Genomic DNA, 23,085 nt, shown 5'->3' with positions numbered 1-23,085 from the left:
TATGAAAAAACGTCTTATTATTACTTTGTTTGCTATTATTTCACTTTCTTTTTCTGCAACAACAATTGCTAAGGCTGCAGAATCGGAAACTACAAGACCACATAGCGTTTTACCAGGATCTGGCTTGATTAGTCCATATGCTGATGCCGAAACAGGTCGTCCACATTAATCCAAAATTACTAGAAAACCAGCGATGCAATAGGCATCTTTCAGTTTGTAGACAAAAGAGGTTTGGAATGGTTTCATTCTAAACCTCTTTTGCATTTTTCGGATCAAATAGGCCGGGGGAACAAGTTGGTCTATTGTTACCATTTCTAGATGGTTTTCGAAAATACTCCTTATCACCTTGGAATTCTATATCATTTATAAATTGGCTTTTTACTTTTAAGTTTAGAAAGTCAGTTGATTGAAGTGAAAGGCGTGAAGACTCCTGCGGGAACAGCGGGCCAGGTGAGACCCCGCAGGAGGGTAAGATTGATGCGGCTCACCGCCCGCCCGTGGAAAGCAAAGCGCCTGGAATGGAAATCAACATCTCGATTTTAAAGATATTACCCGAGTTTCTCTAAAGTCTGAGAGATGCAGTGAGCATCTCTTTTTCTTTGTCCATAAATAGCTTTTAAGGAACGTTCGTTCTATAATGAAATAAATACCAAATAAAGGAGGCGGTTGTTTGCGGCCTGTACTTGATCGTAATATGGCATTTGAAGACTTTCGGAATTACTATTTTCTTAAGACGGAGCTGCAGGAGTTTTGCCGGGAGCATGAATTGAGTCCTGCTGGTTCGAAGGGCGAGTTAGCCGAGCGAGTCGCTATTTTTCTTGAAACGGGTGAGAGAAGAAAGCCGGCTGTGAAAAAGGTGAGAATGGTTAAACATGAGGTGCTTAGCCTAGACACGGTTATTACGGAAGGGCATCGCTGCAGCCAGGATGTGCGGGCTTTTTTTTCGTCTGTCATCCCTGGATTTCATTTTTCAACGTATATACAATCCTATTTTAAAGGGAATGTTGGTAAAAGCTATCGTGATGTAGTGGAGGCTTGGTATCAGGAGGTCGAACGGAAAATGGACAAATCCTATCAAAAAGAGATTCCTCCTCAGTTTGAGTATAATACGTTTATCCGTGATTTTTTTGCTGATCACAGGAATAAGGGAAAAACGCAAAAGGATGCCATTCAGGCTTGGAAGGAAATTAAGCGGCTTCCAGGAAGTAATCGGTATCGTATGTTAGCTGACTGATTCATTTTTTAGGATAATTTATCATTTTTTTCTAGAAGTGAGTTTGCTATACTAGGAGATATATCGATTTATGGAGGGTTTTACCATCAAGCAGAATATTTTGTTGTATACGATTGCGCTTCTTATCGGGGGAGCATATGGCTATTTTGATTATCCACTTTGGATGTTCTTGGTAACGGTGATTCCATTTGCTTTGTTTTTCCTATACATTAAGCTGTATCCTGTCTTCTTTACGGAAAATATGAATCAGGTGGAAGCGTATTTACTTGCGAATAAGAAAAAGCCGATGTATGCGTTTTACTATGCGTTAGCCAATAGACATAATGAGGAGGTAGAGGTTTCCTTTACCCTTACGATGTCAAAAGTAAAATCTATACCTGGAAAAGCTCAGTTGCAGACCATCTATCATCTTTATAAAGGAAATCCAGAACAAGCGAAGGAGTATTTAGCTGAATTGAAGCCGATGGACGTGAAGCATTATTATGATGCGTTAATTTCGGTTGAGGAAGGTCAATTAAATACTGCTCGATTCCTAAAGGAGCGGATTAAAAAACAATGGTATAAAGATGCCATTGAAGTGGAGATTAACCTCAAGGAAGGCAATTACTTAGAAGCCTATAAATTTTCGGAGCTTGCGGTAGCAAATACAAAAGGACTGCAGCGATACATACTCATTAAAAATTATGAGCAGGAAAAGCTTAAGGAATTATTCACGCAATAAATCATACATATGTTAGTAAGACCGACAATTTTGCTTGTCGGTCTTTGTTTATTTACTCAAAAGAGTGTGAACGGACATAAACCATTTTTACGACATCATCTGTTCGGTTATACCAATTGTGAGGTTTAGAAGATTCAACATGAAAACTGTCTCCTGGAGTAAGATCGACCTCTTCCTCTTCATACATGACGGTTAGCACACCAGATAGTACGTAGATGAATTCTTGTCCATTATGGGTGAAGGTATGTACCTGCTCTTGATTAGGGAGGACGGTAACAATCATCGGTTCAAAATCGGGATTCGGTATGTCGCCTGCTAAACTTTGATAGCTGAACCTGGATTGTTGAAAATCAACTTGATCGTTAGGTGTCTTTCTTCGGATCACACTTCTGGGATGGTCATTGTCACTGAAAAAATACGTGGGGCTGACATTCAGGGACTCAGCAATTTTTGTTAATGATTCAATGGTCACAGAAGATTTTAACCGTTCCACTTGAGAGAGAAAACTAATGGATAGACCCGTTTTCTCGGCAATCTGTTTGAGAGTTTTTTTTTGTTCGCGACGGAGACGTTTTAAAGATTCTCCTATTTGGTGAGCCATATGTATTCCCCTTTGTCTTTTGTAAAAATAATGTAAGTAGTAGAAAAAAATGTTTATAAAACTATTGACTGATTTTTCTTAATCATCCATAATATATCATTAACAAGGGAAAAATTAAAGTGACACTTCAATTTTAGATAAAAAACAGTTAGTAGGGAGAGATAATTATGACTACAACAGCTAAAAAACTTTCAGAATTTAAGAATGAGCCATTCACAAATTTTTCTACGAATGAAAATAAACAGGCAATGGAACATGCATTAGCGAAAGTCTCAAAGGAACTGGGACGTGAAATTCCTTTATACATAGGCAGTGAGAAGATTTCGACTGATGAAAAAATCATCTCAATCAATCCAGGTAATATTGATCAAATCATCGGTAAGGTCAGCAAGGGAACTAGTGAAATAGTTGATTCAGCCATGAACGTGGCATTAGAAGCCTTTGGGAGTTGGAAGAAGGTACCGGCTTCTGAGCGTGCAGACTACTTAGTTAGGGCAGCCGCTTTGTTAAGAGAGCGCAAACATGAATTTTCTAGCCTATTAGTTTTAGAAACTGGGAAGAACTGGGCGGAGGCTGATGCTGATACGGCTGAAGCAATTGATTTCTTTGAGTTTTATGCGAGAGAGATGATTCGTCTTAGTGAAACAAGTATTCATCGCCCGCTTACAAAAATTGAAGGGGAAAATAATCAAATGACGTACATTCCTCTTGGGGTAGGCGTAATTATTTCTCCTTTCAACTTCCCGCTGGCCATAATGGCAGGTACAACGGTAGCGGCAATTGTGTCTGGAAATACGGTCATTCTGAAGCCGGCAGATTCTGCTCCAGTCATTGCAGCGAAGTTCGTCGAGCTGATGAAAGAAGTTGGGCTTCCTGATGGAGTATTAAACTATGTGCCAGGGGATGGAATTGAGGTAGGAGAATACCTGGTTGAACATCCTAAAACACGGTTTATCTCATTCACGGGCTCTCGTGCCGTTGGCTGTCGAATTTATGAGCGGGCGTCTAAAGTACAGCCAGGTCAGATTTGGCTGAAGCGAGTCATTGCTGAAATGGGTGGGAAAGACGGAGTGGTTGTGGATGAAACATCCGATTTAGATGCGGCAGCAAAAGCAATTGTTGCATCAGCTTTTGGTTACCAAGGCCAAAAATGTTCAGCCGGATCACGCGCCATCATCGTAGAGTCTGTGTATGATCAGGTGGTTGAAAAAGTTACTTCATTAGTGAGTGAATTAGAGGTAGGTGCTCCAGCCGAAAATTATCCTGTTGGACCGGTTATCGATCAGAAGTCTTTTGACAAAGTAATGAGCTATATCGAAATCGGCAAGGGAGAAGGCAGATTGCTTAACGGTGGAAATAAAGCAGATGGCAATGGCTATTACATTCAACCAACTGTTTTTGCGGATGTTGATCCTAAAGCGCGTATTATGCAAGAAGAGATTTTCGGACCTGTTTTAGCCCTTGCTAAGGCAAAGGATTGGCAGGAAGCTATTGCCATCTATAACGATACAGATTACGGTCTGACGGGTGCTTATTTCTCTGAAAATGAAGAACGAATTTCATTTGCGCTTGATCATATGCACTGTGGCAATTTATACATTAATAAAAAGTGTACAGGAGCATTAGTCGGTGCGCAGCCGTTTGGCGGGTTCAATATGTCAGGAACAGATTCAAAAGCAGGCGGATACGATTACCTCTTGTTATTTACACAAGGAAAATTAACGTCAAGAGTAAGTAAATAAAGAAGTCATTCTCTTCTTAGAGACCGGATGCAGTGAACTTAGTTCGGCATTCGGTCTCTTTATGTTGTAAATAATAGAAAAACTCCCGATGTGTTTATCGGGAGTTTTAAGTAACAGCTAGTATTTAATACCCTGTCCAGCCAGCATCAGCTGTGATGGTCGTGGCATTGACAAAGCTTGCATCATCACTAGCAAGGAATAATGCGACTTTGGCAATTTCAATCGATTCACCGGACCGCGGGTTACCGGCTGCGCCGCTCATTGCCTTTTGCATGCCAAACTCGTTTGGCTCACTCATAGTGGTTCCAATGTTCGTATTAACACCACCTGGAGCAATCGCATTGCAACGAATACCGTTACCAGCGTATTGGAAGCCTACGTTTTTGGTGAAGCCGATGACTGCATGTTTCGAAGCTGTGTATGCTGCACCGGCTCTTGAACCGAAGAGTCCGCCGACAGAAGCGACATTAATGATGATCCCTTGTTCTTTAGCAAGAAAAATGGAAAGTGCTTTTCTTGTTGTTCGCATAACAGATGTCGTATTCACCGCGAAGATTCGTTCCCAATGCTCATCTGTAAGTTCAGCAGCAGGAATGAAGTTATCCATAATTCCAGCATTGTTGACAAGAATGTCCAGAGTCCCAAACTTTTCAACAGCCAAATCAATCATGGCTTGAACATCTTCTTCTTTAGCCACATTAGCCATTACAGCAATGGCTTTTCCACCTTCTTTTTCAATTTCTGCAGCAACTGATTCCACAGCCTCTTTATTAATATCTGAAAGGATAACGTTGGCGCCTTCTTGTGCATACAATCTAGCAATCTCTTTTCCCATTCCTGATGCGGCACCTGTAACAATGGCCACTTTGCCTTCTAATTTCATGATATTTCCTCCTAATTACTTTTTTTACTTATATTTACATTAAGTATATACGTATCTTTGATTGGGTACAAATGATAGGCGGATAAAATAGCGAATAGCTCACTAGAGTGTGTCGAGTATATGAATAACTAGTTTAAAAAGTGGTAAATATGTATAAACTTAAAATGAAAGATATGTATTTTAATAGGTTCTTATTTATTTGTTACTTTCTATTAAAAACGATTTGGACACTGAATCTAGCCGTATATGGTTCAGAGTCATTTCTAAAGGAGTCTTAAATGGATACTAAGCTAAACCACTTACAAAAGGATGTTATCCAAACCGCAAAAAAAGGGTTTCCACTTGTACTTTCTGGAGCCTTTGTTTTTTTTCTTATTGCTCTTTTTCCATTCTTTTTTTCAATGAAGATCGTAGGCGTTATTTGGATTCTTGCCTTGATTGTTATCTTTCCGTTAGGGGTAGCCGTTGGCAGATGTATGAAAATCAATGTATTAGTTATTGAGAATCCAATTGGAATGTTAGCGGCAGTAGTTGCAGCTCCGCAGGCTTTTTTTATCCCGGTTTTTATACTTGTCTACCTTCAAATTCCCGAGTATTTACCTTTTACGATTGGTTTATTAACGGGTTCTCACTTTTTTCCTTATATTTGGATTTATAAAAGTAAGACATATGGATTTATTGCCTTCACAACGAGCGTGTCATCACTCATTCTAGGATGGTTTGTGGTCGATCAAGCGTATATCGTCGTTCCTTTAATGATTTCCATCGTGTTTACCATCGGTGCATTTTGTATCAGTAGAGAGCTTAGAAAAGAATAAATCCATTAACAGGGACCTTTAATAAAGAGGTCCCTGTTTTTTTAGGTAACTTCTCTGAGAATAAATGGTAAAATTAAGCAAATTGAATACGATTTTATACATAGGACCGTAGTTCATTCCAAGTTTATAACAGTTGACTCCCGTTCTTCTACCTGTCATCCGTTTATTGTTACAAAGGCAAGAAAATTCGCAATAATATATATAGAACAGGGGGGACCAATCATGAAAGTGAATATCGACTTAGATGATCAATACGACGAGTTGACGATTACCATTCAGGCTAAAGAAATGACTCCGGAGTTGGCAGAAATCATTCGGAAATTACACATTCAATCGTCAAAGCGTCTCGTAGGCGTTGAGGAGGATAAGACCATTCTCTTAAGCCCGAGCGAGGTAGATTATGTATTCGCTGAAAAACGCAAGGTGTATGGTGTCAGCGGCCGCCGGAAGATTGAAATGAAGTTGAAGCTTTACGAGCTGGAGGAACTGTTAGTCCCCCAGCGGTTTATGAGATTTTCGAAATCAGTTATCGGAAACCTCGACCAAATTGATCATTTTGAATTGACCTTCAACGGCATTCTTTGTGTACATTTTAAATCAGGCACAAAAGAATATGTCTCACGCAGTTATGTCGCTGAGCTAAAGAAAAAATTAATTCTCGGAGGTGGAGAGGATGGGAAGTAAGCTTTTAAAGCGAGCTTGGGCGGGTCTTGGATATTCGATGGTAGTCGTATTTATCATACTCACCGTGATTGTCGTAATTAAGGCGGAAGTTAGTGTACAGGAAATTTGGCTAAGTGTAGTAGGTGCGATGGTAATCAGTTTATATTTCTGCATGGCTTCGTTAATTTTTGAAAATGACAACTGGAGTCCGCTGAAACAGTTAAGTGTTCACTTTTCTTTATCAGTCCTTGTTTATTTTCCCATGGCGATGTATATTGGCTGGCTTCCAGCCGGGATATGGCCTTTTGCAGCTGCTTTTGTTTGTTTCATCATTACGTATACGATTTTTTGGTTGAGCTTTCGGGCGTATTTTAAAAAACAAGAAGAAGAACTAAATCAAACAATTGGAAAAAGGGAAGAGAGTGGAGAAAACTAACAAAGGGATTTAAAAGAGGTCCCCCTTTGGAGTTAGTAATCAAAGGGGGAATGGCATAACTGTGGAAAGGATAGTGAAGTTAAGGAGAACCAGAAAAATAATGAAAAAGAATGGGAACCAATAATACAAGAATACTGCCTATAATAGAAACGGATATAATGAAAGCTAATTTTCTCTTTACCTCTTTATCCAAAAACAACACCTCCCTAATCAGTCGATTAAAGATGATAAATCTCTCGGCATATACCCTGTTTATTCAATAGCTAACAATAATAAAGATAGTTCTTCCTCAAGCGAAGTACCACTATTTTTTTTGGTTATCTCAAAGGGTTTTTTATAAAGATACGCATATTTCAGTGCAAGAAAACCATCCATTGGAAATGTGTAGTTTTGCCATTCTTGTCGATAACCTAAAATGCCTCGTGTTTAATAACTCGATCTACTTCTTTTATTACACATAAAACAAAATCATCAAACTTGCATGTAGTTTTCACTATTATTTTAGGTAAATGGGTATTAACTTTTCTATCTACGGTAAAGTTTTGTTTTTCGATGATGATAATTTCTAAATCCTCGAAATCTCGTTTGAATTCCCAATTTAGTAAAGATGGTCCGGTTTGCCAATGAATCCCACCATTTATTTTGTGAAAGGCACCTTCTTTCCAACTCAATTTGCATAAAGGATGTATCGAAGCAAGATACGAAACAAAATCCCCTAGGGCATCGGAATGAAAAGAAGGGTGGAACTCAAACTTTTTATGATTAATCTCCAAAACACAGGTTGCACTACCACTTCTACTATCTATAAATGAAAAATTCAAAATAGCTCACCCCAATAAGTTTATAATGTCTCACTGCTATTAATTATGTGTGATGTATCACAAAAAATGAAAAACCCGTAAGATACTTACGGGACCTAAAAGATACGCTTTGTCTGTTATGGAGCAAAATCAACCATACCAGTTACGAGTAAAAAGATAGTTACTATCCAGAAAATAAAATAAGATGATGATAAAACTAACGAGATAATTGGAATTAGGTTTCTCTCGGATTTCTTACTGATACCTATGAGGGAAGTGATAATACCTAAAGCTGTAAGGGCAAATGTAACATAGTCTCCACCTGCCATACCAATATTTGCAAGCCGTGTAGGTGCTACAAATACAATAAAAAAACAAACGATCCCTATTACAATAGAAATGTAACTAATTACCCCATGTTTCTTATATTGATTGACACTTGCGATAGCCAAATACTAGACCTCCCTTTTGCTAAATCGAAATTGAATAATAATCCTTATTTTACCATATATGTAATTAATGTAATATACTAGTTTATTATATGCTGCAGTTCGTTGTGGGAGGTGTAAAGTAATGTTTGAAGCATTAGGAAATTTCTTTGGTGCCATAGCGACGGCTTTAATGGGAAAAAAGAAAAAAAAAAATAAAACGAAATTATAATTGAACTGCTTTTTTCTTCAATTTAAATGTAGGAAGAAGGTACACTAATCAAAACTAATTTACACTCTGAGGACTAGTTCTAACTTCATCTTCAGGTACATATACTTCATTAGTTTCTCCATCTTTGGACAAGCCGATGAAATTGGATGAATGGAGTGGTACTCCTGAGTGTAAATATACTGTTTAGTTATTTTGTGTTAGGTCTTACGCTTGCGGCACCTATTGGTCCAGTCAATTCAGCGAGATTGGACAAGGGACTTAAAAATGGATTTTGGCATTCGTGGAGTGTTGGTATAGGTGGAATGATGGCAGATGCCATTTTTATGTTGATGGTCTATGTCGGATTAGTTAAGTTTTTAGATATTCCCATTGTACAGACGTTTTTGTGGTTATTTGGTGGATTTGTCTTGCTTTATTCAGGAATTGAAGGGATGTTTGCCGCTAAGAAATTAACCATTGATTATCGAAGCAAGCCTGATTCATTGTTAAAGTGCTTTATGGTTGGCTTTATTATGTCGATAACCAGTCCGCTTTCCGTTTTATTTTGGCTGGGGATATACGGATCAGTATTAGCAAAAACAGCGGTAACCTATGGAACAAGTTCGTTACTTGTATATACCTTAATGATTTTTATCGGCCTTACATGCTGGGATATCTTTGTGGCATCATTGACTACCGTTTTTAGAAGATATCTTAATGATACAAGTATAAAAGTTATCTCCATTATATCCGGTCTATCACTAGTAGGGTTTGGTTTGTACTTTGGTTATCAAGGGATAACGGCTTTATTGGGTTAGCCATACCTTATTCTGTCACTCCTTTTTCTTTTACATAATTCTGAGTGGTTTTATTCACACTAAGAAGGATGTATGGAAGGGGGATTTACAGTGAAGAAGGCACACAGTCCAGACAGCCAAGGGTCCAATCAAGCAGATGAAACGGGCAGCATGGAGTGGTGGCAGCTGTCCCTAATTGGTGTCGGCTGTACAATTGGAACAGGTTATTTTCTTGGATCGACAATTGGGATAAAAACAACGGGGCCATCCATAATCTTTTCATTTGTTTTAGCTTCATTAGGTACATATATTGTTTACCGACTGCTTGCCAAAATGACAGCAGCAGATCCTCACGAAGGATCGTTTTGTTATTATGCAAATAAAGCATATGGACGTTGGGCTGGATTTAGCGCAGGTTGGAATTACTGGTCATCTAATATCTTAATTATGGGAAGTCAATTGACGGCGCTTTCCATCTTATCTCAGTTTTGGTTTCCAAAGATTCCGCTTTGGATTTTTGCCTCAGGTTTCGCCATTATCTCAATTATTGTCGTGTTGTTTGGGACTAAAGGGTTTGACAGAGTAGAAAATGTTCTGGCTGTAATAAAGACAGCAGCTATCGTGATGTTTATTATTCTTGCGTTTTTTGGGATATTCGGTTGGTTTGGTCTTAAGGGGGTTGAGCCGCCTTCATTCCCTAATACCTATAAAGAATTATTCCCGAAAGGACTAAAAGGATTTTGGACCTCTTTAATCTATGCCTTTTATGCATTTGGCGGGATAGAGGTCATTGGTCTGATGGCCATGCGTCTTAAAAAGAAAGAAGATGCACCAAAAGCAGGAACCATCATGCTTTTATGTTTAACGATTATCTATGTTATTTCCTTGGGGTTAGCGGTAACGATGGTTTCATTAGATGCATTTAGTGAAAAGGAAAGTCCCTTTGTAACGGCGATGGATAGTTATCATCTAGGGTTCTTTCCACATGTATTTAATGGAGCCATCATAATAGCCGGTTTTTCCACCATGACCGCATCTTTATTTGGTGTTACGAATTTATTAGTCACCATTGCGGGTGACGGAAATGCACCGCTTTTCTTTGCCAATAAAATAAGGAATTTTAAAGACTTGCCTTTGCCAGCACTTGGTCTTGCGACACTCGGACTCATTGGTTCGATCATTACAGCTTTATTGCTTCCAGGGAAAATTTATGAATACATTACGACTGCTGCAGGAATATTAATTTTGTACAACTGGGCCTTTATTATAATTTCTGCATTTAAAGTCCTTAAATTAAACATAATGAATAAGCTGACAGGCTGGATGGGTTTATTGTTAATTGCCGCCGCCGTAACAGGTACACTGCTTGAGAAAGAAATCAGGCCAGGATTCTTTATTAGCTTATTATTTGTTGTACTTATTGGACTGGCAGCCATTTTCATGAAGAAACGAGTCTGGAATAAAGAAAAGTCTCTGTCTGATCGGGCTCGCAAGTCGAATATGGATTAAATCGATTGCATCCTCCTTATCCTTGGAGGATGCTTTTCGCTTTCATTTCCATTCATCCTTGAGCAATCCATAAAGAATCCGATCATGATAGTCTCCGTTTACCTTTTCATAGTTGCGAATACTGCCTTCTTTAGTAAAGCCTAAACGTTCAGGGATGGCTCTGCTTGGTCCGTTTTCACTTGCCACATTTATTTCAACTTTTCTTAGATCTAATTCCTCAAACGAATGGTTGATGAATGCTTTGGCTGCTTTTGTAGCTAACCCCATTCCTAAATATTCGTCTCCGAGCCAGTAGCCTATCTCGGTCTTTCTTGCATCCCAGTCAATATATAAGAAGCCAATGGAGCCAGCCATTTTTCCTTTATACCAAATACCGGCCCAGTATCCATTATTTTTGGATAATCGTCTCAAGGATTTTTCTATAAATGTAAGAGAATCCTCTACACTTTTTGTTTTGTTAGGAAAAGTAAGCCATTTGCTTATATGGTCACGACTGTTATCTAGCAGTTGAAACAGTTCTTGTGCGTGTCTTGGTTCTAAAATGGCCAGATATAGTTCTTTATCGATCTCCGCTTTATACATGCTTGCCCCCCTTTAATGGTAAATATAGGGTATCATACGTTATACCTAATGGATAGCAAGTCCGAGTCATAGAAAAAAATAATCATTTTTATTGGCACGGACGTGCGCACGTATGATATGTTATGTGTGTGAACAAATACAGAAATGAGGTTTTAGTATGTTAAGTACAAAAGAGATAAGTGAAATGTTACGTGTTTCAGAAGAAACCGTTCGCCGGTGGATTCGAAATGGTGAACTTGAGGCTACACAAGACGGTAAAAGTTATCAGATAGATAAAGATTGGCTGGAAGAGTTTATTCAAAAGAAATCAGTTATTCCAGGTACTTCGTTAGCGAAGATGCAGAGCCTAATCGAAGGGATTATCGGAAATCCTAAGACTAAGGACGCAGCAGCAGACTTCTTTAGTAAAAGCATAAGTAAATTTATGCAAGGCGGAGATATTTTCGCTGATCTTAAACCAGAACCAGAATATAAAGCTGAACCAAAGGCTGAGCCGAAACCGGAACCTGAGTTTAAAGCTGAACCAAAGCCTCAATTCCAGTCGGAACCAAAGCTTGAAAAAGAGGATATTGAAGGCCAAATCGAGTCATTAAACAGACTTAAAAAGAAACTGGAGCTTGAGTATCAAATCAAACTTCTTGACCTTGAAGGCGAAATTGCTGTCTACGAAAGAAAACTACGGAACGCAGCTAAATAAGCAAAAAATAGAAAGGAGAGGGGATGTTTCCCTCTCTTTTTTTGATATGTCAAGACAGGGTGTGTTAAAATAAGGAATGATTTATTGACCGGATTAAATCTAAAAATTTGTTTTGTTAGGGTGTTGAATCGATGAAGAAAAGATTGGGGTGTCTTCACGCCCATTATTCAAATATAAATTACATAGAAAAGGCACTTTCTTCTTACGATATTGATTTAGTTCATTTTGTTGATCCAGCACTCATGTATCGTGTGACTTCAGATAAATCTTTTAAAAAAAGAGAAGCTCAGTATAAAGTCAGAGAGCAGCTAGAATGGATTTCTAAGAGTAAAGTGGACGCCATTCTCATTACATGTACGAATTATATAACGTTATTACAAGGGGAACAGTTGAGCATCTCGGTACCGATTATTAATATTGACGAACCCTATTTCAATGAAATTTGTAAGATAACTGAACCTCAAATCCTTTTATTTACGAATCCTCTTACAGTGGAAGGAACAATGGATCGTTTGCATAAATACGCAGACGCCCGTGGACTGACTTTAGACACAGAGATTATTGTAATTAACGATATCTTTGAACTGATGATGCAAGGGAAAAAGAATGTCTATGATGAGGAAGTCACCACTTTCATTACTCAACTTATGAAAGAAAACCAAAAACCTGTCTCAGTCGCTCAACTGTCCATGGTAGATGCCGCCATGAAAGCGGAACAAGAGCTGTCAAAGACACTCGAAAATCCATTAAATACGTTAGTGGACGTTCTAGTTAAACAACTGGAATTAGTACGGACTAAATAGAAATAACAAAAACAAGCCTCGAATCGTTGATTCGAGGCTTGTTTTTGTGGTCGGTTTTATTGACAATCTGATTTATCATCTTCAGAAAAGATCCAGAGCTTAAGCCCATCTTTTTAAACTCCTACCTTTGCGGAACGTTTGAATCCATTCTTAACAGCTAGGATATATTCATCTTTAGCACGAATTGATAGTTCAGCATCTGGATTGATTCCTTCGAACCCATGATAGGCACCAGGATATAAATGAAATTCTACATCAACACCAGCTTCTGCAAGTTTAGTTACATAGGTTAATGTTTCACTGCGAAAGGGGTCTAATTGTCCGACACACGTATACGTATAGGGTAAATGGCTATAGTCTGTTTCACGAGCAGGAGCTGCATAGGAAGGAATGTCATCTGTTCCATATAAATCACCTAAATACATTCTCCAGCCAGTTTCATTAGATTTTTGATTCCAGACAAATCCCTCTTTAATCTCATTCGTTGAAGGCGTAGTATTGCGATCGTCAATCATTGGATAGAGCGGCATTTGGAAACAAAGTGAAGGATAGTTTCGATCACGGGCTAATAAAGTTAAGGCTGCCGTTAGTCCACCACCAGCACTCGCACCAGCCACACCAATTCGATTCAAATCGATATGTAAAGCGTCTGCCGAGTCAGCAATCCACTTCAATGCTGCATAACAATCCTCAATGGGTGCAGGATATGGATGGTCGGGAGCTAAGCGATACTCTACAGAAATAACGACGCATTCAGCTTCTTTTACAAAATTCATACACAATTCGTCATCTTCATCTATCGACCCTAAGATATATCCACCCCCATGAATCCATAACAGGACAGGTAAGGTTTCACTACTGTGTTTCGGCCGGTAAATTCGTAAAGGCAACGGTTGATTATCTGGACCGTTAATAATTTTATCTGTGAGAGAAAGGGCATCATCTGCAACAGCAGACGGCCTCGTTTGAACTGAACGTTCTCTGATAAAGGGTAGATTCTCTGGACGTAAATCGAGATCTTGAAACAGCTCCAAATTAGCTGCTAACTCTGGGTTAACTCGTTTTTTCATTTTACCGCTCCTTTTTAAGATCGATTAATCAACTAATTATAATGTTGCGAATTTGTGATAGTCAATTAAATGTCTGAAAATTTAGCCTACTTAATTTAACAGTTGGGCATCTCAGCATACGTACTGTGCAAAATGGCGGGAAAAGTGTGCAAAATAGACAATTTTCTGTGCATTTGGAGCTGAATGATGTGCAGAACCTGATAATTTATGTGCAATTCAGGCCATTTACTGTGCAGATGGACTTTCTGAAGCGGAACAGTTTTAACAACGAAAAGGCGGTCGGGAAACCCTCGACCGCCTGTCAAATTTATAAACTTACATCAATAATTATCTTTCCGATGTTCTTATTTGCTTCCATTTGTTTATGAGCAGATTGGATATCGGTCAAAGGGAAGACAGAATCTACAATAGCTTTCACTCTTTTCTGTTCAAATAAAGGCAAGGCATTCTGAACAAATTCCTCGGTCAGTTCTTTTTTGTATTCGTCACTTCTAGGTGTTAAGAGAGTCCCTTTTAGGTGGATTCGTTTTAATAAAAGCTGCATGATGTTTACTTTTTCTACTTCTGTACCGCCCAAAATCCCGATAAGCACCCAGCGTCCGTCCGTTTTAATACTTTTCAAGTTTTTCTCCCAATAGGAGGCACCGATAAAATCAAGAATGACATCAACTCCTTGATTATTGGTTGCGTTCAACACTTCCTCATCAAAGTCTTGTTCTTTATAATTAATGGTTATATCTGCACCGAGTGAACGACAGAATGCTAGTTTTTCTTCTGATCCCGCTGTCACAATGATTTTGGCCTTGGTCATTTGCTTAGCTAATTGAATAGCTGCACTGCCTACACCGCTTCCGCCGGCATGAATGAGGACCGTATCAGCATCTTTTAACTGGCCTAACCAAAATAGGGTTTGATAAGCCGTTAAATAGACTTCTGGGATGGCTGCCGCTTCTTCAAAAGAAAGGGTATCCGGAACGACGATTGCTCGGTCAGCAGGCATGGTGACATATTCAGCGTAACCTCCGCCATTAACGAGTCCCATAACACGAGTACCCGCTGTAAAGGTGACTCCGGGGGATGCATCCACTACTTCGCCAGATACTTCAATGCCTAAAATAGGGTTGCTCATATATCCGGTTTTTCCTTCACGTGAAAGAATATCCGTACGATTAATCGCTGCTGCTTTAACATGTATTAAGATTTCTCCAGGTTGCAGCTTTGGTTTTTCGTAATCCTGTATCTGCATCTGTTCAGCACCGCCTGGTTGGTTAACTATGACTGCCTTCATCGTCCACACTCCTTATAGAATTACTAAATATGGACCAAATATTACGCCCAAAAAAATCATTCTGCAACTAATTGAATTGAGCTTCCTCTGGTCTGTTATATAGGTAAAAATATGGATGTCAGACAGTGCTTCGGCTTGGTACTTAAGGCTCTTTTCTATGAAAGCAGGTTTGGCAGCCTCTAATTATGTGAACAATTAAGAATATAAATACATAAGGAAAGAAGGGCGAAAGATGAAACGTTTATTTTTTTTACCGGTTTCGTTAGGAATTATGCTGACGTTAGCAGGATGTGGGAGCAGCGAAGATACAGAAGATAACAAAGTGGTAGAAGATTCGGAAGAAACAAGTAGTCAACCAACTACTGAGAAAGAAAGTGCGGTTGAGAAAATCACTGTCGATCTGAATAATGCCGAAGGTGACGAAGTTGGAAAAGTTAATCTGGAAGAAACCGATGGTGGTGTCCGTATTTTGTTAGATGCTGCGAATTTACCAAAGGGAACACATGCGATACATATTCATGAAACAGGCGCTTGTGAAAAACCTGATTTTGAATCTGCAGGCGGACATTTTAATCCGACAAATGCGAGTCATGGAACGGAACATGAAAAAGGAGCACATGCAGGAGATTTACCTAATATTGAGGTAGCGGATGACGGAACAATCAAAGAGGAACTGCTAGCTAAAGGTGTTACGTTGAAAATGGATCAAGAAAATACATTGTTTGATTCAGATGGATCAGCACTTGTCATTCATGAAAAAGCGGATGACTATAAATCACAGCCTTCAGGTGATGCAGGAGATCGAATTGCTTGTGGTGAAATCGGGAAATAAGAAAAAAGGCAGCGTTCATGACGCTGCCTCTTTTGTCATTTAGGCAACTAGGTCTCTAATTAGTACTATTTTCCATCTTAAAATTGTTTCTGCTTTCAGGATTACTTGTGTTCTACTTAATAATCCTTAATTTTTCGTGTCCAACGGACTTGTCGGATAGAGTTTTCTTCATAATTCCTCCGATTTGAATGAATCCCCTTCTAAATCTGCTATAGTAGCACGTGTTTCCATTTGATCTTCGGACTAAAATACAAATTAAATATAGAAAGACTGCTGATGGGAGTGTTGGCGTGAAGACTCCTGCGGGAAAAGCGGGACAGGTGAGACCCCGCAGGAGCGTAAGCATTGATGCGGCTCACCGCCCGCCCGTGGAAAGCGAAACGCCTGGAACGGAAATCAACAGCCGCATTTTAAAAACTAAAAAAGAAGACTGTAGACAAACTCGATTTTCACCCGAGTTTGTCTACAGTCTGAGGCAGCGTTCAAACGCTGCCTTTGTCGTTTCGTATAACTTGAATTAATTCGTCTAGTTTCTGATTGCGTTCTTTGTCTAATTTTGTTTTTCGATTCATGAATAGGATCATCATGATGACAAAATAAATGCTAAAACCGATTATAAATAAATACAGTAAAATAGGGATGAGTAATAAACCGCTTGCCGAATCCATGATTGTTTTGCCTCCAAACGTTTAAGTCCTATCATTATTATACATGTATTACCAATTTTAGGATATCGAAATAGCTATCGAATGTTCGACAGCTATTTCTCATTTGTTTACTTCATACTCAAGATTTCTCGTATGTCCTGTTCGGTTAGGGTGGAGGCAGGTTCTTTGCCAGGCTGAATGATTTCATCAATCATGTTTTTCTTTCGTTCCTGGAGTTCGTATATTTTCTCTTCGATGGTTCCATGAGCTACGAGCTTAATGACTTGAACGACATTCTTTTGTCCCATCCGATGTGCTCGGTCTGCCGCTTGCTGCTCAACAGCGGGATTCCACCATAAATCATAGAGAATCACCGTGTCCGCTCCAGTTAAATTAAGACCTGTGCCCCCAGCTTTTAATGAAATTAAAAAGATGTCCTGCTCGCCTTCGTTAAACCGGTCGCACAGCTCAACCCGTTCGGCTGCGGGTGTCTGACCATCCAGGTAGAAATAAGGAATGTCTTGGCGTCCTAAAGTTCGGCCAATAATGTCAAGCATTTTGGTGAACTGTGAAAAAATGAGAACCCGTCTGCCTAAGCGCTGACATTCATCAAGGATTTCCAGCAGCTGTTCAAATTTAGACGAGCTCCCTTGATAGCCTTCTACGAACAACGCCGGATGACAGCATAGCTGACGAAGACGGGTTAATCCAGCTAGAATCCTGATTTTATTTTGCCCGAAATTGTTTTTATCTAAATGTTTTAAGGTTTCTTGTTTCAACTTGGCTAGATAGGCAGCATACAACTTTTTCTGTTCTGGAAGCAGTCCAACGGATTGAATAGTCTCAATTTTCTCAGGCAATTCATTCAATACATCCGTTTTCAAGCGGCGCAGGATAAACGGGCGAATACGCTTCGCTATTTTTTTCCGAGGCAAGTGAAGAAAGTCTTCTAAATTCGGTAAATAATTAGGGAAAACGACATCAAATAATGACCAAAGTTCCTCAAGTGAATTCTCCACAGGTGTTCCAGTTAGGGCAAAAATGTAGTCAGCTTTTAACTTTTTAACCGCTTTTGCCGTCTGGGTGGTCGGATTTTTGAAAGTATGTGCTTCGTCTAAAAATAAACTATGGAACGATCGACGGCTATATTCGGTCAAATCACTCCGCAACAACGGGTAGGAGGTAATAATCACATCTACTTCGGTTGCTTCACGAAGTATTTGTCTACGCTCCGCTTGATCTCCATCAACAATGACCGCCTCAATCTCAGGGGAGAATTTAGTCAGCTCATTCAACCAATTATAGGTAAGTGATGACGGAGTAACGACTAGTATCGGTAGTTTGTATTTTCTAATTTCGGGCAGAACGGAAACCATATAAGCAATACTTTGTAATGTCTTACCGAGTCCCATATCATCCGCAAGAATTCCACCAAACCGATAATGCGCAAGAGTCTTTAACCACTGAAAGCCCTGCTTTTGGTAGCCGCGGAGGACATGTTCAAGGCTTTTAGGCAGGTCAAAGGTTAACTGACTTGGATTTTTCATGGTTTCAACCAGTTCACGGAAAGAATCTCCGATGCTGACAGATGGATTATCTTCTAATGAATCAAGCAGCTGGAATCCCCTTACCAGCGGCAGGCGAAATTCTTGTGCCAGATCTTTTTCAGCCAGGTCTAATTCTTTCATTAACCGTTTAATTTCTGCTAATTCTGTACTTTCGAGCGTCATTAGCGATCCATTAGGCAAGCGGTAATATCTATGCTTTGCTTCAAGTGAACCAAGCAGATTACTGATTTCAGATTCAGGGATCCCTTCTAAGTCAAAGCGAAACACGAGCCAATCAGTTCGATTATCTGCATCGACTCGAATCCGAGGACGAGGAGAACTCCTATGAATCCGGGCTTTTACAGAAGTGCTTGCAAATAGTTCGACTAAATCCTTCATCTGGGGCACGACATGATAAAGAAAGTGATATTCCAGCTCTTCGTTATGCATGAAGTAACCGCCTTCTGTTTTAGCGAAGGAACTGTCATCCATAATTTGCAGAATTTTTGCCTCTGTTTCATTATCTCGTATAAGGATGGCACCGGATTTTCGTTCATGATTTTCTTCTTCTAATGGGTTAATGACAAGCTGACCATAGTGGAACTCTAAACCTGCCAATAAATTATTATTAACCCGATCTAAATATAGTTTGGCTTTCAGTGACTTTTTGACAAGCTGTCCTGTCACCGCCTCTGAAATATGAACCGTACCAAGCTTTCGTAAACCTGGGATGACTTTTGCTAGATAATGCTCCATTTGCGATTCATGAATTTGAAATTGATGCTTTCCTGTGCGATCAAGCGTTTGTTTTAACCCGCCGACCGTTAGACAGTCTTCAGCAGATAGCTTAAGAATCTTATCCTCAGAAAGAATATACCCATAAGCTTCCATTACCGTGATGTTCGTTAACCCGAGAACGCTTAACTGAAAACCACTGGAAGGCGATTCATCAAATTCAAAATATAACGGTGTTTTTTCAAAGACAGGGAAAATTTCCTCGATTGTGTGACCGTTATGTTCAATCTTAGCGAATGGAGAGCTAATCAGCAGCGGGAGCATGTTTTCCCATGAAGCAGGAGGAACAAGCAGCAGTCTTTTCCCTGTAACATCGATACTAAAGCGACGATCAAGATAATCTTGTTCGTTATGATGGATGAGTATTAGCTGTTGCAGAATCATCCCGATTTCTTTAGGAATATAGTGTTCCTCAGGATCATAGCTAAAGGAAGGAGAAAAGAAATAGCGTTCTTTTCGTTCTATTTTTTCAAGAAATTCTCTAAGATTTTGGACAATAAGTTTTCGCTTAAGTCCTGCTTTTATTTCAACGCCAAATAGGTATTTCCCATCATCAATTGGAAAGGGCTTAAAGATCATTTCAACGTCAAACGGCTGTCTAGAATCAAAGGGAGTCTCAATTGTTTTAAGTTTTAGCTGTTTTTTAGAAAAGAGGCCGAGTATATCGTTTGTAAGCTGCAGGTCCACTTGAGAAATCGTGTCCTCTTCGGTGGTCTGGGTGTTCGTTGATTCAAGCGAAAGAAGATGCTGTTGGACATACAGCATGACAGCAGCTATATGTTGGCAATGCTTCGTAAAAGAGCCGAGTGTCGGACAGGAACATTGGGCATGGGCATCGCCGCTTTCATTCGATTCAAGGATGACGTGAAAGTCGCCCTTTACAGCGGCCTCACAAATGGTAGAATCGTAATGCTCAATCACAACCTGATTAGCTTTGAGGTAGGCTTCTCCTCTGCGATAAGCAGTAACTCCGCACATCTCCTTTATTGATTTTTTAGTCAAATGAAAACTCATTGCCGTGTTCACGCCTTTCAGAAATAAATTATGTAAGTAAGTAAATAGGTAATCGACGTATTTACCTTATCAGCATCAGACCATTTTAACAACAAGGACATTGATGTTTTATGTTGAAATAGTATATAGAAGATAAAGGAGGAGATTGTAATCAAGCTTGGTTTGAAGAATAATGAAATGAAATTAGTTCCATATACAGACGAATATCACTGTGAATTTTGTACCGTAAAAGATGAAATTCTTCGTACAGTTCCCATCCAGGAAAATCGAATCGAACATATCGGCAGTACCGCAATAAGGGGAATTGTTTCGAAACCGGTCATAGATCTTGTGATGGGCGTAGACCACCTGCAAAGTATTGATTCAGAAATAATAGCTGGTCTCAAGAAAAGTGGTTTTTTGAGGCTGAAGGTAGAACGACCAGAGGAAATCATATTTGCAAAGTTTACGGATGATACCTATCAAGAAAAAACACACTTTCTTCATCTTGTAGCATATAATCATCAGCTTTGGCATGATTTGTTATTTTTTAGAAATTATCTAAATGCAAACCCAAGTGAAAGAGAGGCCTATCAACAGCTTAAAAAAGATTCTATCCATTTACCTGGGATTGATGATTATACGGCCTCCAAGGAGTCATTTGTTAAAAGGATCTATAGTAAGCGGAAATGAAGTTATTGACTTAGTTGATCCGCTAGAATCACAACAAAAACAGCTGCCAAATGGATCATGGCCAGTCCTACGAAAACCGTTCCGTCTATTCGAGGGATAAGCTGAAAGATGATGGGAAACAAGACCGTTTCAATCCCGAATAAAACGACAACCCAACTTATTCTTGACGCTAACTTTTTCTCATCTCTTACATGAAAAAGTTGACGATGACCTGCAATAAATGAAGTTTTCTCTTTTTTACGTTCATATAGACCAACTTTCCGCTAAAAAGACGAGTAACGACGGTATAAGCATAGTTCACCTCGTTCAAACGAATTAATTTAGTTTACCATCGATGGTAAAAAAAGTAACGAAACAACTTAAAGGAGGAGAGTTATTGAAATCTTTACAAGGAAAAATCGCGATTGTTACGGGTGCTAGTCGATCAGGAGGAATAGGTTCTGCTATCTGTTTGGCACTCGCAGAAGCAGGAGCGGATGTTTTCTTCACCCATTATCGTGCGTTTGATCATCTAGAAGGAAATGGGGAAGAGCCAGAATGGCCTGATATTTTGTGTGAGAAAATGAAGCAATTAGGAGTTCGTTCCAATCATATGGAAGTAGATTTATCTGATCCGGAAATGCCTATCGCTATGTTAGAGCAGATTGAAAAAACGTTGGGTACACCATCCATTTTAATAAATAATGCGACGTACGAATTACGAGCTGATTTTCGATCACTAAATAATGCTATTTTGGATAACCATTATAAAGTGAATAATAGTGGCACTATATTTTTGAGCTTAGAGTTTGCTAAACGATTTGAACAAGTTTATCCCGGCCAAAAAGATGGCAGAATCATCTTTCTCGTTTCAGGAGGACCAGATCCAACCAATTTGGCGTATATTGCAACCAAAGGCATGTTGATTGCGATTACTGAACCATTGGCAGTTGCACTTGCTCCTATCGGAATCACAGTCAATTCACTAAACCCAGGTCCCACCGATTCGGGGTGGATGGATGAGGAGCTTAAGAAACAATTTATACCCCTGTTCCCAATGGGAAGGGTAGGGACACCGCAAGATGCTGCAAACGTACTAACATTTCTTGCAAGTGATGAGTCAGGTTGGATGACGGGACAACACCTTAAATCTGATGGCGGTTATTTAGGGAAATAAATGAGGCAGATGTATAATTTGCCTTTTTTGTTCCTAATGGGCTGAAAGATGTGGATTTTTTATGAATTGTTTACAAAATAAGTATACTTAGATAAGATTAAGAAGAATAGAAATACAGAAGTATTTTTTTTTTGGAGTTTTTTTACGATTAGTTTGGTGGATACTTGATTAGAACCTAAGTTGCGTATGAGTTTCAGCCTATGTATTTACTTGTTCGCTATCTTGTAACTTTTTCGTCAAATATAGACAAAAATAAGTGATAAGATTACGTATGAACTTATTTCACAAAGAAAGCGGGTTTCTGCATATGGAAATAGAAACGCTGAAGCAAGTTGAAGAAAAGGCAATACATAAAAAAGAATTATTTGATATTAGCCCACTTCGTTATATTCTAAGATCCTTATTGGCGAGTATGTTTATTGGTTTTGGAGTAATTGTAGCTTTCAAAACAGGAAGCTTTTTCTATAATGAACATTCACCATTAGCGTATCCAATGGCCGCTATTACGTTTGGGTCTGCAATTATACTGATTGCTTATGCTGGAGGAGATTTATTTACTGGGAATACTTTTTACTTAACCTATGCGGCTTTAAGGAAAAAGCTATCTTGGATGAATGTTGTGAAATTATTAACCACAACCTTTACTGGAAATGTAATAGGAGCATTTTGTTTCGCTGCCCTCATTTATTTAACAGGATTGTTTGATGAAGCATCCGTAAATACCTTCCTATTGAGTGTGGTCGAAGGCAAGATGAATACATCAACCATGGAGCTTTTCTTCCGTGCTATTTTGTGTAACTGGCTCGTCTGTTTAGCCTTCTTTGTACCAATGACGCTTAAAGGTGACGGAGCTAAAATGTTTTCCATGATTCTCTTTGTTTTCTGCTTCTTTATTTCTGGTTACGAGCACAGCATTGCAAATATGTGTACATTCGCGATTGCCCTCGTCCTAGATCATGGACCGTCTATTTCATTCTCAGGTCTAATGCATAATCTTGTTCCCGTGACAATTGGTAACATCATTGGCGGATCTGTCTTTATGGGCTGGATGTATTATTATGTAAATAAACCATATTTAAAAGAGTAACATATATAACTTAGGCAGCCTATTGGCTGCCTGCTTTTGTGTTGTTTAACTT

The 23,085-nt window shown here is 39.2% G+C and carries 24 protein-coding genes; 15 read left to right on the top strand and 9 right to left on the bottom strand.

The window, feature by feature from the left end:
• Position 1 precedes the first annotated feature (1 nt).
• From MHI18_RS02740 to MHI18_RS02730, 3 genes are all read left to right on the top strand, one after another.
• Positions 2-169: a hypothetical protein gene (locus MHI18_RS02740; protein WP_340845884.1), complete on the top strand. Its 168-nt coding sequence runs from the start codon at positions 2-4 to the stop codon at positions 167-169.
• A gap of 501 nt (positions 170-670) precedes the next feature.
• The gene (locus MHI18_RS02735) at positions 671-1,234 is read left to right on the top strand and encodes a DUF6434 domain-containing protein (RefSeq protein WP_340845883.1); all 564 of its coding nucleotides are present in this window, start codon (positions 671-673) and stop codon (positions 1,232-1,234) included.
• 70 nt (positions 1,235-1,304) lie between these two features.
• Positions 1,305-1,955 (top strand): hypothetical protein, encoded by a 651-nt coding sequence (locus MHI18_RS02730; RefSeq protein WP_340845882.1) that lies wholly within the window; start codon positions 1,305-1,307, stop codon positions 1,953-1,955.
• Positions 1,956-2,007: 52 nt separating this feature from the next.
• On the opposite strand, the gene MHI18_RS02725 is transcribed toward MHI18_RS02730, so the two are convergent.
• On the bottom strand, positions 2,008-2,556 hold the full coding sequence (locus MHI18_RS02725) for a helix-turn-helix domain-containing protein (RefSeq protein WP_340845881.1): 549 nt from the start codon (positions 2,554-2,556) through the stop codon (positions 2,008-2,010).
• Between the two features lie 167 nt (positions 2,557-2,723).
• Between MHI18_RS02725 and pruA the strand changes: the two genes are divergently transcribed.
• Entirely contained in the window at positions 2,724-4,298 is a 1,575-nt protein-coding gene (gene pruA / locus MHI18_RS02720) for an L-glutamate gamma-semialdehyde dehydrogenase (protein ID WP_340845880.1), read from the top strand.
• Positions 4,299-4,422: 124 nt separating this feature from the next.
• Here pruA and MHI18_RS02715 read toward each other — a convergent pair whose 3' ends face one another.
• Positions 4,423-5,184 carry an SDR family oxidoreductase gene (locus tag MHI18_RS02715; RefSeq protein WP_340847552.1) on the bottom strand — a complete coding sequence of 254 codons (762 nt, stop codon included), beginning with the start codon at positions 5,182-5,184 and terminating at the stop codon, positions 4,423-4,425.
• Positions 5,185-5,459: 275 nt separating this feature from the next.
• On the opposite strand from MHI18_RS02715, the gene MHI18_RS02710 reads away from it, so the two are divergent.
• The 3 genes from MHI18_RS02710 (at position 5,460) to MHI18_RS02700 (ending at position 7,098) form a co-directional block, all read left to right on the top strand.
• Positions 5,460-5,999 carry a DUF7010 family protein gene (locus MHI18_RS02710; RefSeq protein WP_340845879.1) on the top strand — a complete coding sequence of 180 codons (540 nt, stop codon included), beginning with the start codon at positions 5,460-5,462 and terminating at the stop codon, positions 5,997-5,999.
• Between the two features lie 222 nt (positions 6,000-6,221).
• Positions 6,222-6,683: a LytTR family DNA-binding domain-containing protein gene (locus MHI18_RS02705; protein ID WP_340845878.1), complete on the top strand. Its 462-nt coding sequence runs from the start codon at positions 6,222-6,224 to the stop codon at positions 6,681-6,683.
• Positions 6,673-7,098 carry a DUF3021 domain-containing protein gene (locus MHI18_RS02700; RefSeq protein WP_340845877.1) on the top strand — a complete coding sequence of 142 codons (426 nt, stop codon included), beginning with the start codon at positions 6,673-6,675 and terminating at the stop codon, positions 7,096-7,098. The genes MHI18_RS02705 and MHI18_RS02700 overlap by 11 nt, the downstream gene beginning before the upstream one ends.
• 410 nt (positions 7,099-7,508) lie before the next feature.
• Here MHI18_RS02700 and MHI18_RS02695 read toward each other — a convergent pair whose 3' ends face one another.
• Complete coding sequence (locus MHI18_RS02695; protein WP_340845876.1) at positions 7,509-7,919, bottom strand: hypothetical protein; 411 nt, start codon at positions 7,917-7,919, stop codon at positions 7,509-7,511.
• A 116-nt stretch (positions 7,920-8,035) separates the two neighbouring features.
• Positions 8,036-8,344 (bottom strand): hypothetical protein, encoded by a 309-nt coding sequence (locus MHI18_RS02690; RefSeq protein WP_340847551.1) that lies wholly within the window; start codon positions 8,342-8,344, stop codon positions 8,036-8,038.
• A gap of 378 nt (positions 8,345-8,722) precedes the next feature.
• Here MHI18_RS02690 and MHI18_RS02685 point away from each other — a divergent pair, with 378 nt between their 5' ends.
• Positions 8,723-9,355, top strand: coding sequence for a LysE family transporter (locus MHI18_RS02685; protein ID WP_445669979.1), 633 nt, complete (start codon positions 8,723-8,725; stop codon positions 9,353-9,355).
• A 150-nt stretch (positions 9,356-9,505) separates the two neighbouring features.
• Entirely contained in the window at positions 9,506-10,843 is a 1,338-nt protein-coding gene (locus tag MHI18_RS02680; RefSeq protein ID WP_340847550.1) for an amino acid permease, read from the top strand.
• 42 nt (positions 10,844-10,885) lie between these two features.
• Here MHI18_RS02680 and MHI18_RS02675 read toward each other — a convergent pair whose 3' ends face one another.
• Positions 10,886-11,425, bottom strand: a complete 540-nt coding sequence (locus tag MHI18_RS02675) for a GNAT family N-acetyltransferase (protein WP_340845874.1) — start codon at positions 11,423-11,425, stop codon at positions 10,886-10,888.
• A gap of 157 nt (positions 11,426-11,582) precedes the next feature.
• Between MHI18_RS02675 and MHI18_RS02670 the strand changes: the two genes are divergently transcribed.
• Both MHI18_RS02670 and MHI18_RS02665 read left to right on the top strand, forming a co-directional pair.
• Positions 11,583-12,122: a helix-turn-helix domain-containing protein gene (locus MHI18_RS02670; protein WP_340845873.1), complete on the top strand. Its 540-nt coding sequence runs from the start codon at positions 11,583-11,585 to the stop codon at positions 12,120-12,122.
• Between the two features lie 131 nt (positions 12,123-12,253).
• Positions 12,254-12,925, top strand: coding sequence for a hypothetical protein (locus MHI18_RS02665; protein WP_340845872.1), 672 nt, complete (start codon positions 12,254-12,256; stop codon positions 12,923-12,925).
• A 113-nt stretch (positions 12,926-13,038) separates the two neighbouring features.
• On the opposite strand, the gene MHI18_RS02660 is transcribed toward MHI18_RS02665, so the two are convergent.
• Together MHI18_RS02660 and MHI18_RS02655 are read right to left on the bottom strand one after the other, a co-directional pair.
• On the bottom strand, positions 13,039-13,995 hold the full coding sequence (locus MHI18_RS02660) for an alpha/beta hydrolase fold domain-containing protein (protein ID WP_340845871.1): 957 nt from the start codon (positions 13,993-13,995) through the stop codon (positions 13,039-13,041).
• 307 nt (positions 13,996-14,302) lie between these two features.
• Complete coding sequence (locus MHI18_RS02655; RefSeq protein WP_340845870.1) at positions 14,303-15,283, bottom strand: NAD(P)H-quinone oxidoreductase; 981 nt, start codon at positions 15,281-15,283, stop codon at positions 14,303-14,305.
• A 232-nt stretch (positions 15,284-15,515) separates the two neighbouring features.
• Between MHI18_RS02655 and MHI18_RS02650 the strand changes: the two genes are divergently transcribed.
• On the top strand, positions 15,516-16,115 hold the full coding sequence (locus MHI18_RS02650) for a superoxide dismutase family protein (protein WP_340845869.1): 600 nt from the start codon (positions 15,516-15,518) through the stop codon (positions 16,113-16,115).
• Between the two features lie 482 nt (positions 16,116-16,597).
• Here MHI18_RS02650 and MHI18_RS02645 read toward each other — a convergent pair whose 3' ends face one another.
• Together MHI18_RS02645 and MHI18_RS02640 are read right to left on the bottom strand one after the other, a co-directional pair.
• Entirely contained in the window at positions 16,598-16,783 is a 186-nt protein-coding gene (locus tag MHI18_RS02645) for a hypothetical protein (protein WP_340845868.1), read from the bottom strand.
• Positions 16,784-16,890: 107 nt separating this feature from the next.
• On the bottom strand, positions 16,891-20,118 hold the full coding sequence (locus tag MHI18_RS02640; protein WP_340845867.1) for a DEAD/DEAH box helicase: 3,228 nt from the start codon (positions 20,116-20,118) through the stop codon (positions 16,891-16,893).
• 150 nt (positions 20,119-20,268) lie between these two features.
• Between MHI18_RS02640 and MHI18_RS02635 the strand changes: the two genes are divergently transcribed.
• The 3 genes from MHI18_RS02635 (at position 20,269) to MHI18_RS02625 (ending at position 23,033) form a co-directional block, all read left to right on the top strand.
• Complete coding sequence (locus MHI18_RS02635) at positions 20,269-20,790, top strand: GrpB family protein (protein ID WP_340847549.1); 522 nt, start codon at positions 20,269-20,271, stop codon at positions 20,788-20,790.
• A 376-nt stretch (positions 20,791-21,166) separates the two neighbouring features.
• Positions 21,167-21,946 carry an SDR family oxidoreductase gene (locus MHI18_RS02630; protein ID WP_340845866.1) on the top strand — a complete coding sequence of 260 codons (780 nt, stop codon included), beginning with the start codon at positions 21,167-21,169 and terminating at the stop codon, positions 21,944-21,946.
• A gap of 307 nt (positions 21,947-22,253) precedes the next feature.
• On the top strand, positions 22,254-23,033 hold the full coding sequence (locus tag MHI18_RS02625; RefSeq protein ID WP_340845865.1) for a formate/nitrite transporter family protein: 780 nt from the start codon (positions 22,254-22,256) through the stop codon (positions 23,031-23,033).
• Positions 23,034-23,085 lie beyond the last annotated feature (52 nt).

This window comes from Peribacillus sp. FSL H8-0477 (genome assembly GCF_038002765.1).
GTDB lineage: Bacteria > Bacillota > Bacilli > Bacillales > DSM-1321 > Peribacillus.
Note: the sequence above shows the minus strand (reverse complement) of the source record. Positions and strands in the feature narration are given on the sequence as shown.

Excerpts from the sequence above, each read along its gene's own strand:
- MHI18_RS02665 (WP_340845872.1), top strand. The coding sequence starts at position 12,254 with ATGAAGAAAAGATTGGGGTGTCTTCACGCCCATTATTCAAATATAAAT.
- MHI18_RS02700 (WP_340845877.1), top strand. The coding sequence starts at position 6,673 with ATGGGAAGTAAGCTTTTAAAGCGAGCTTGGGCGGGTCTTGGATATTCG.
- MHI18_RS02655 (WP_340845870.1), bottom strand. The coding sequence starts at position 15,283 with ATGAAGGCAGTCATAGTTAACCAACCAGGCGGTGCTGAACAGATGCAG.
- MHI18_RS02670 (WP_340845873.1), top strand. The coding sequence starts at position 11,583 with ATGTTAAGTACAAAAGAGATAAGTGAAATGTTACGTGTTTCAGAAGAA.
- MHI18_RS02705 (WP_340845878.1), top strand. The coding sequence starts at position 6,222 with ATGAAAGTGAATATCGACTTAGATGATCAATACGACGAGTTGACGATT.
- MHI18_RS02640 (WP_340845867.1), bottom strand. The coding sequence starts at position 20,118 with ATGAGTTTTCATTTGACTAAAAAATCAATAAAGGAGATGTGCGGAGTT.
- MHI18_RS02645 (WP_340845868.1), bottom strand. The coding sequence starts at position 16,783 with ATGGATTCGGCAAGCGGTTTATTACTCATCCCTATTTTACTGTATTTA.
- MHI18_RS02740 (WP_340845884.1), top strand. The coding sequence starts at position 2 with ATGAAAAAACGTCTTATTATTACTTTGTTTGCTATTATTTCACTTTCT.
- MHI18_RS02730 (WP_340845882.1), top strand. The coding sequence starts at position 1,305 with ATGGAGGGTTTTACCATCAAGCAGAATATTTTGTTGTATACGATTGCG.
- MHI18_RS02675 (WP_340845874.1), bottom strand. The coding sequence starts at position 11,425 with ATGTATAAAGCGGAGATCGATAAAGAACTATATCTGGCCATTTTAGAA.
- MHI18_RS02625 (WP_340845865.1), top strand. The coding sequence starts at position 22,254 with ATGGAAATAGAAACGCTGAAGCAAGTTGAAGAAAAGGCAATACATAAA.
- MHI18_RS02680 (WP_340847550.1), top strand. The coding sequence starts at position 9,506 with ATGGAGTGGTGGCAGCTGTCCCTAATTGGTGTCGGCTGTACAATTGGA.
- MHI18_RS02650 (WP_340845869.1), top strand. The coding sequence starts at position 15,516 with ATGAAACGTTTATTTTTTTTACCGGTTTCGTTAGGAATTATGCTGACG.
- pruA (WP_340845880.1), top strand. The coding sequence starts at position 2,724 with ATGACTACAACAGCTAAAAAACTTTCAGAATTTAAGAATGAGCCATTC.
- MHI18_RS02725 (WP_340845881.1), bottom strand. The coding sequence starts at position 2,556 with ATGGCTCACCAAATAGGAGAATCTTTAAAACGTCTCCGTCGCGAACAA.
- MHI18_RS02710 (WP_340845879.1), top strand. The coding sequence starts at position 5,460 with ATGGATACTAAGCTAAACCACTTACAAAAGGATGTTATCCAAACCGCA.
- MHI18_RS02660 (WP_340845871.1), bottom strand. The coding sequence starts at position 13,995 with ATGAAAAAACGAGTTAACCCAGAGTTAGCAGCTAATTTGGAGCTGTTT.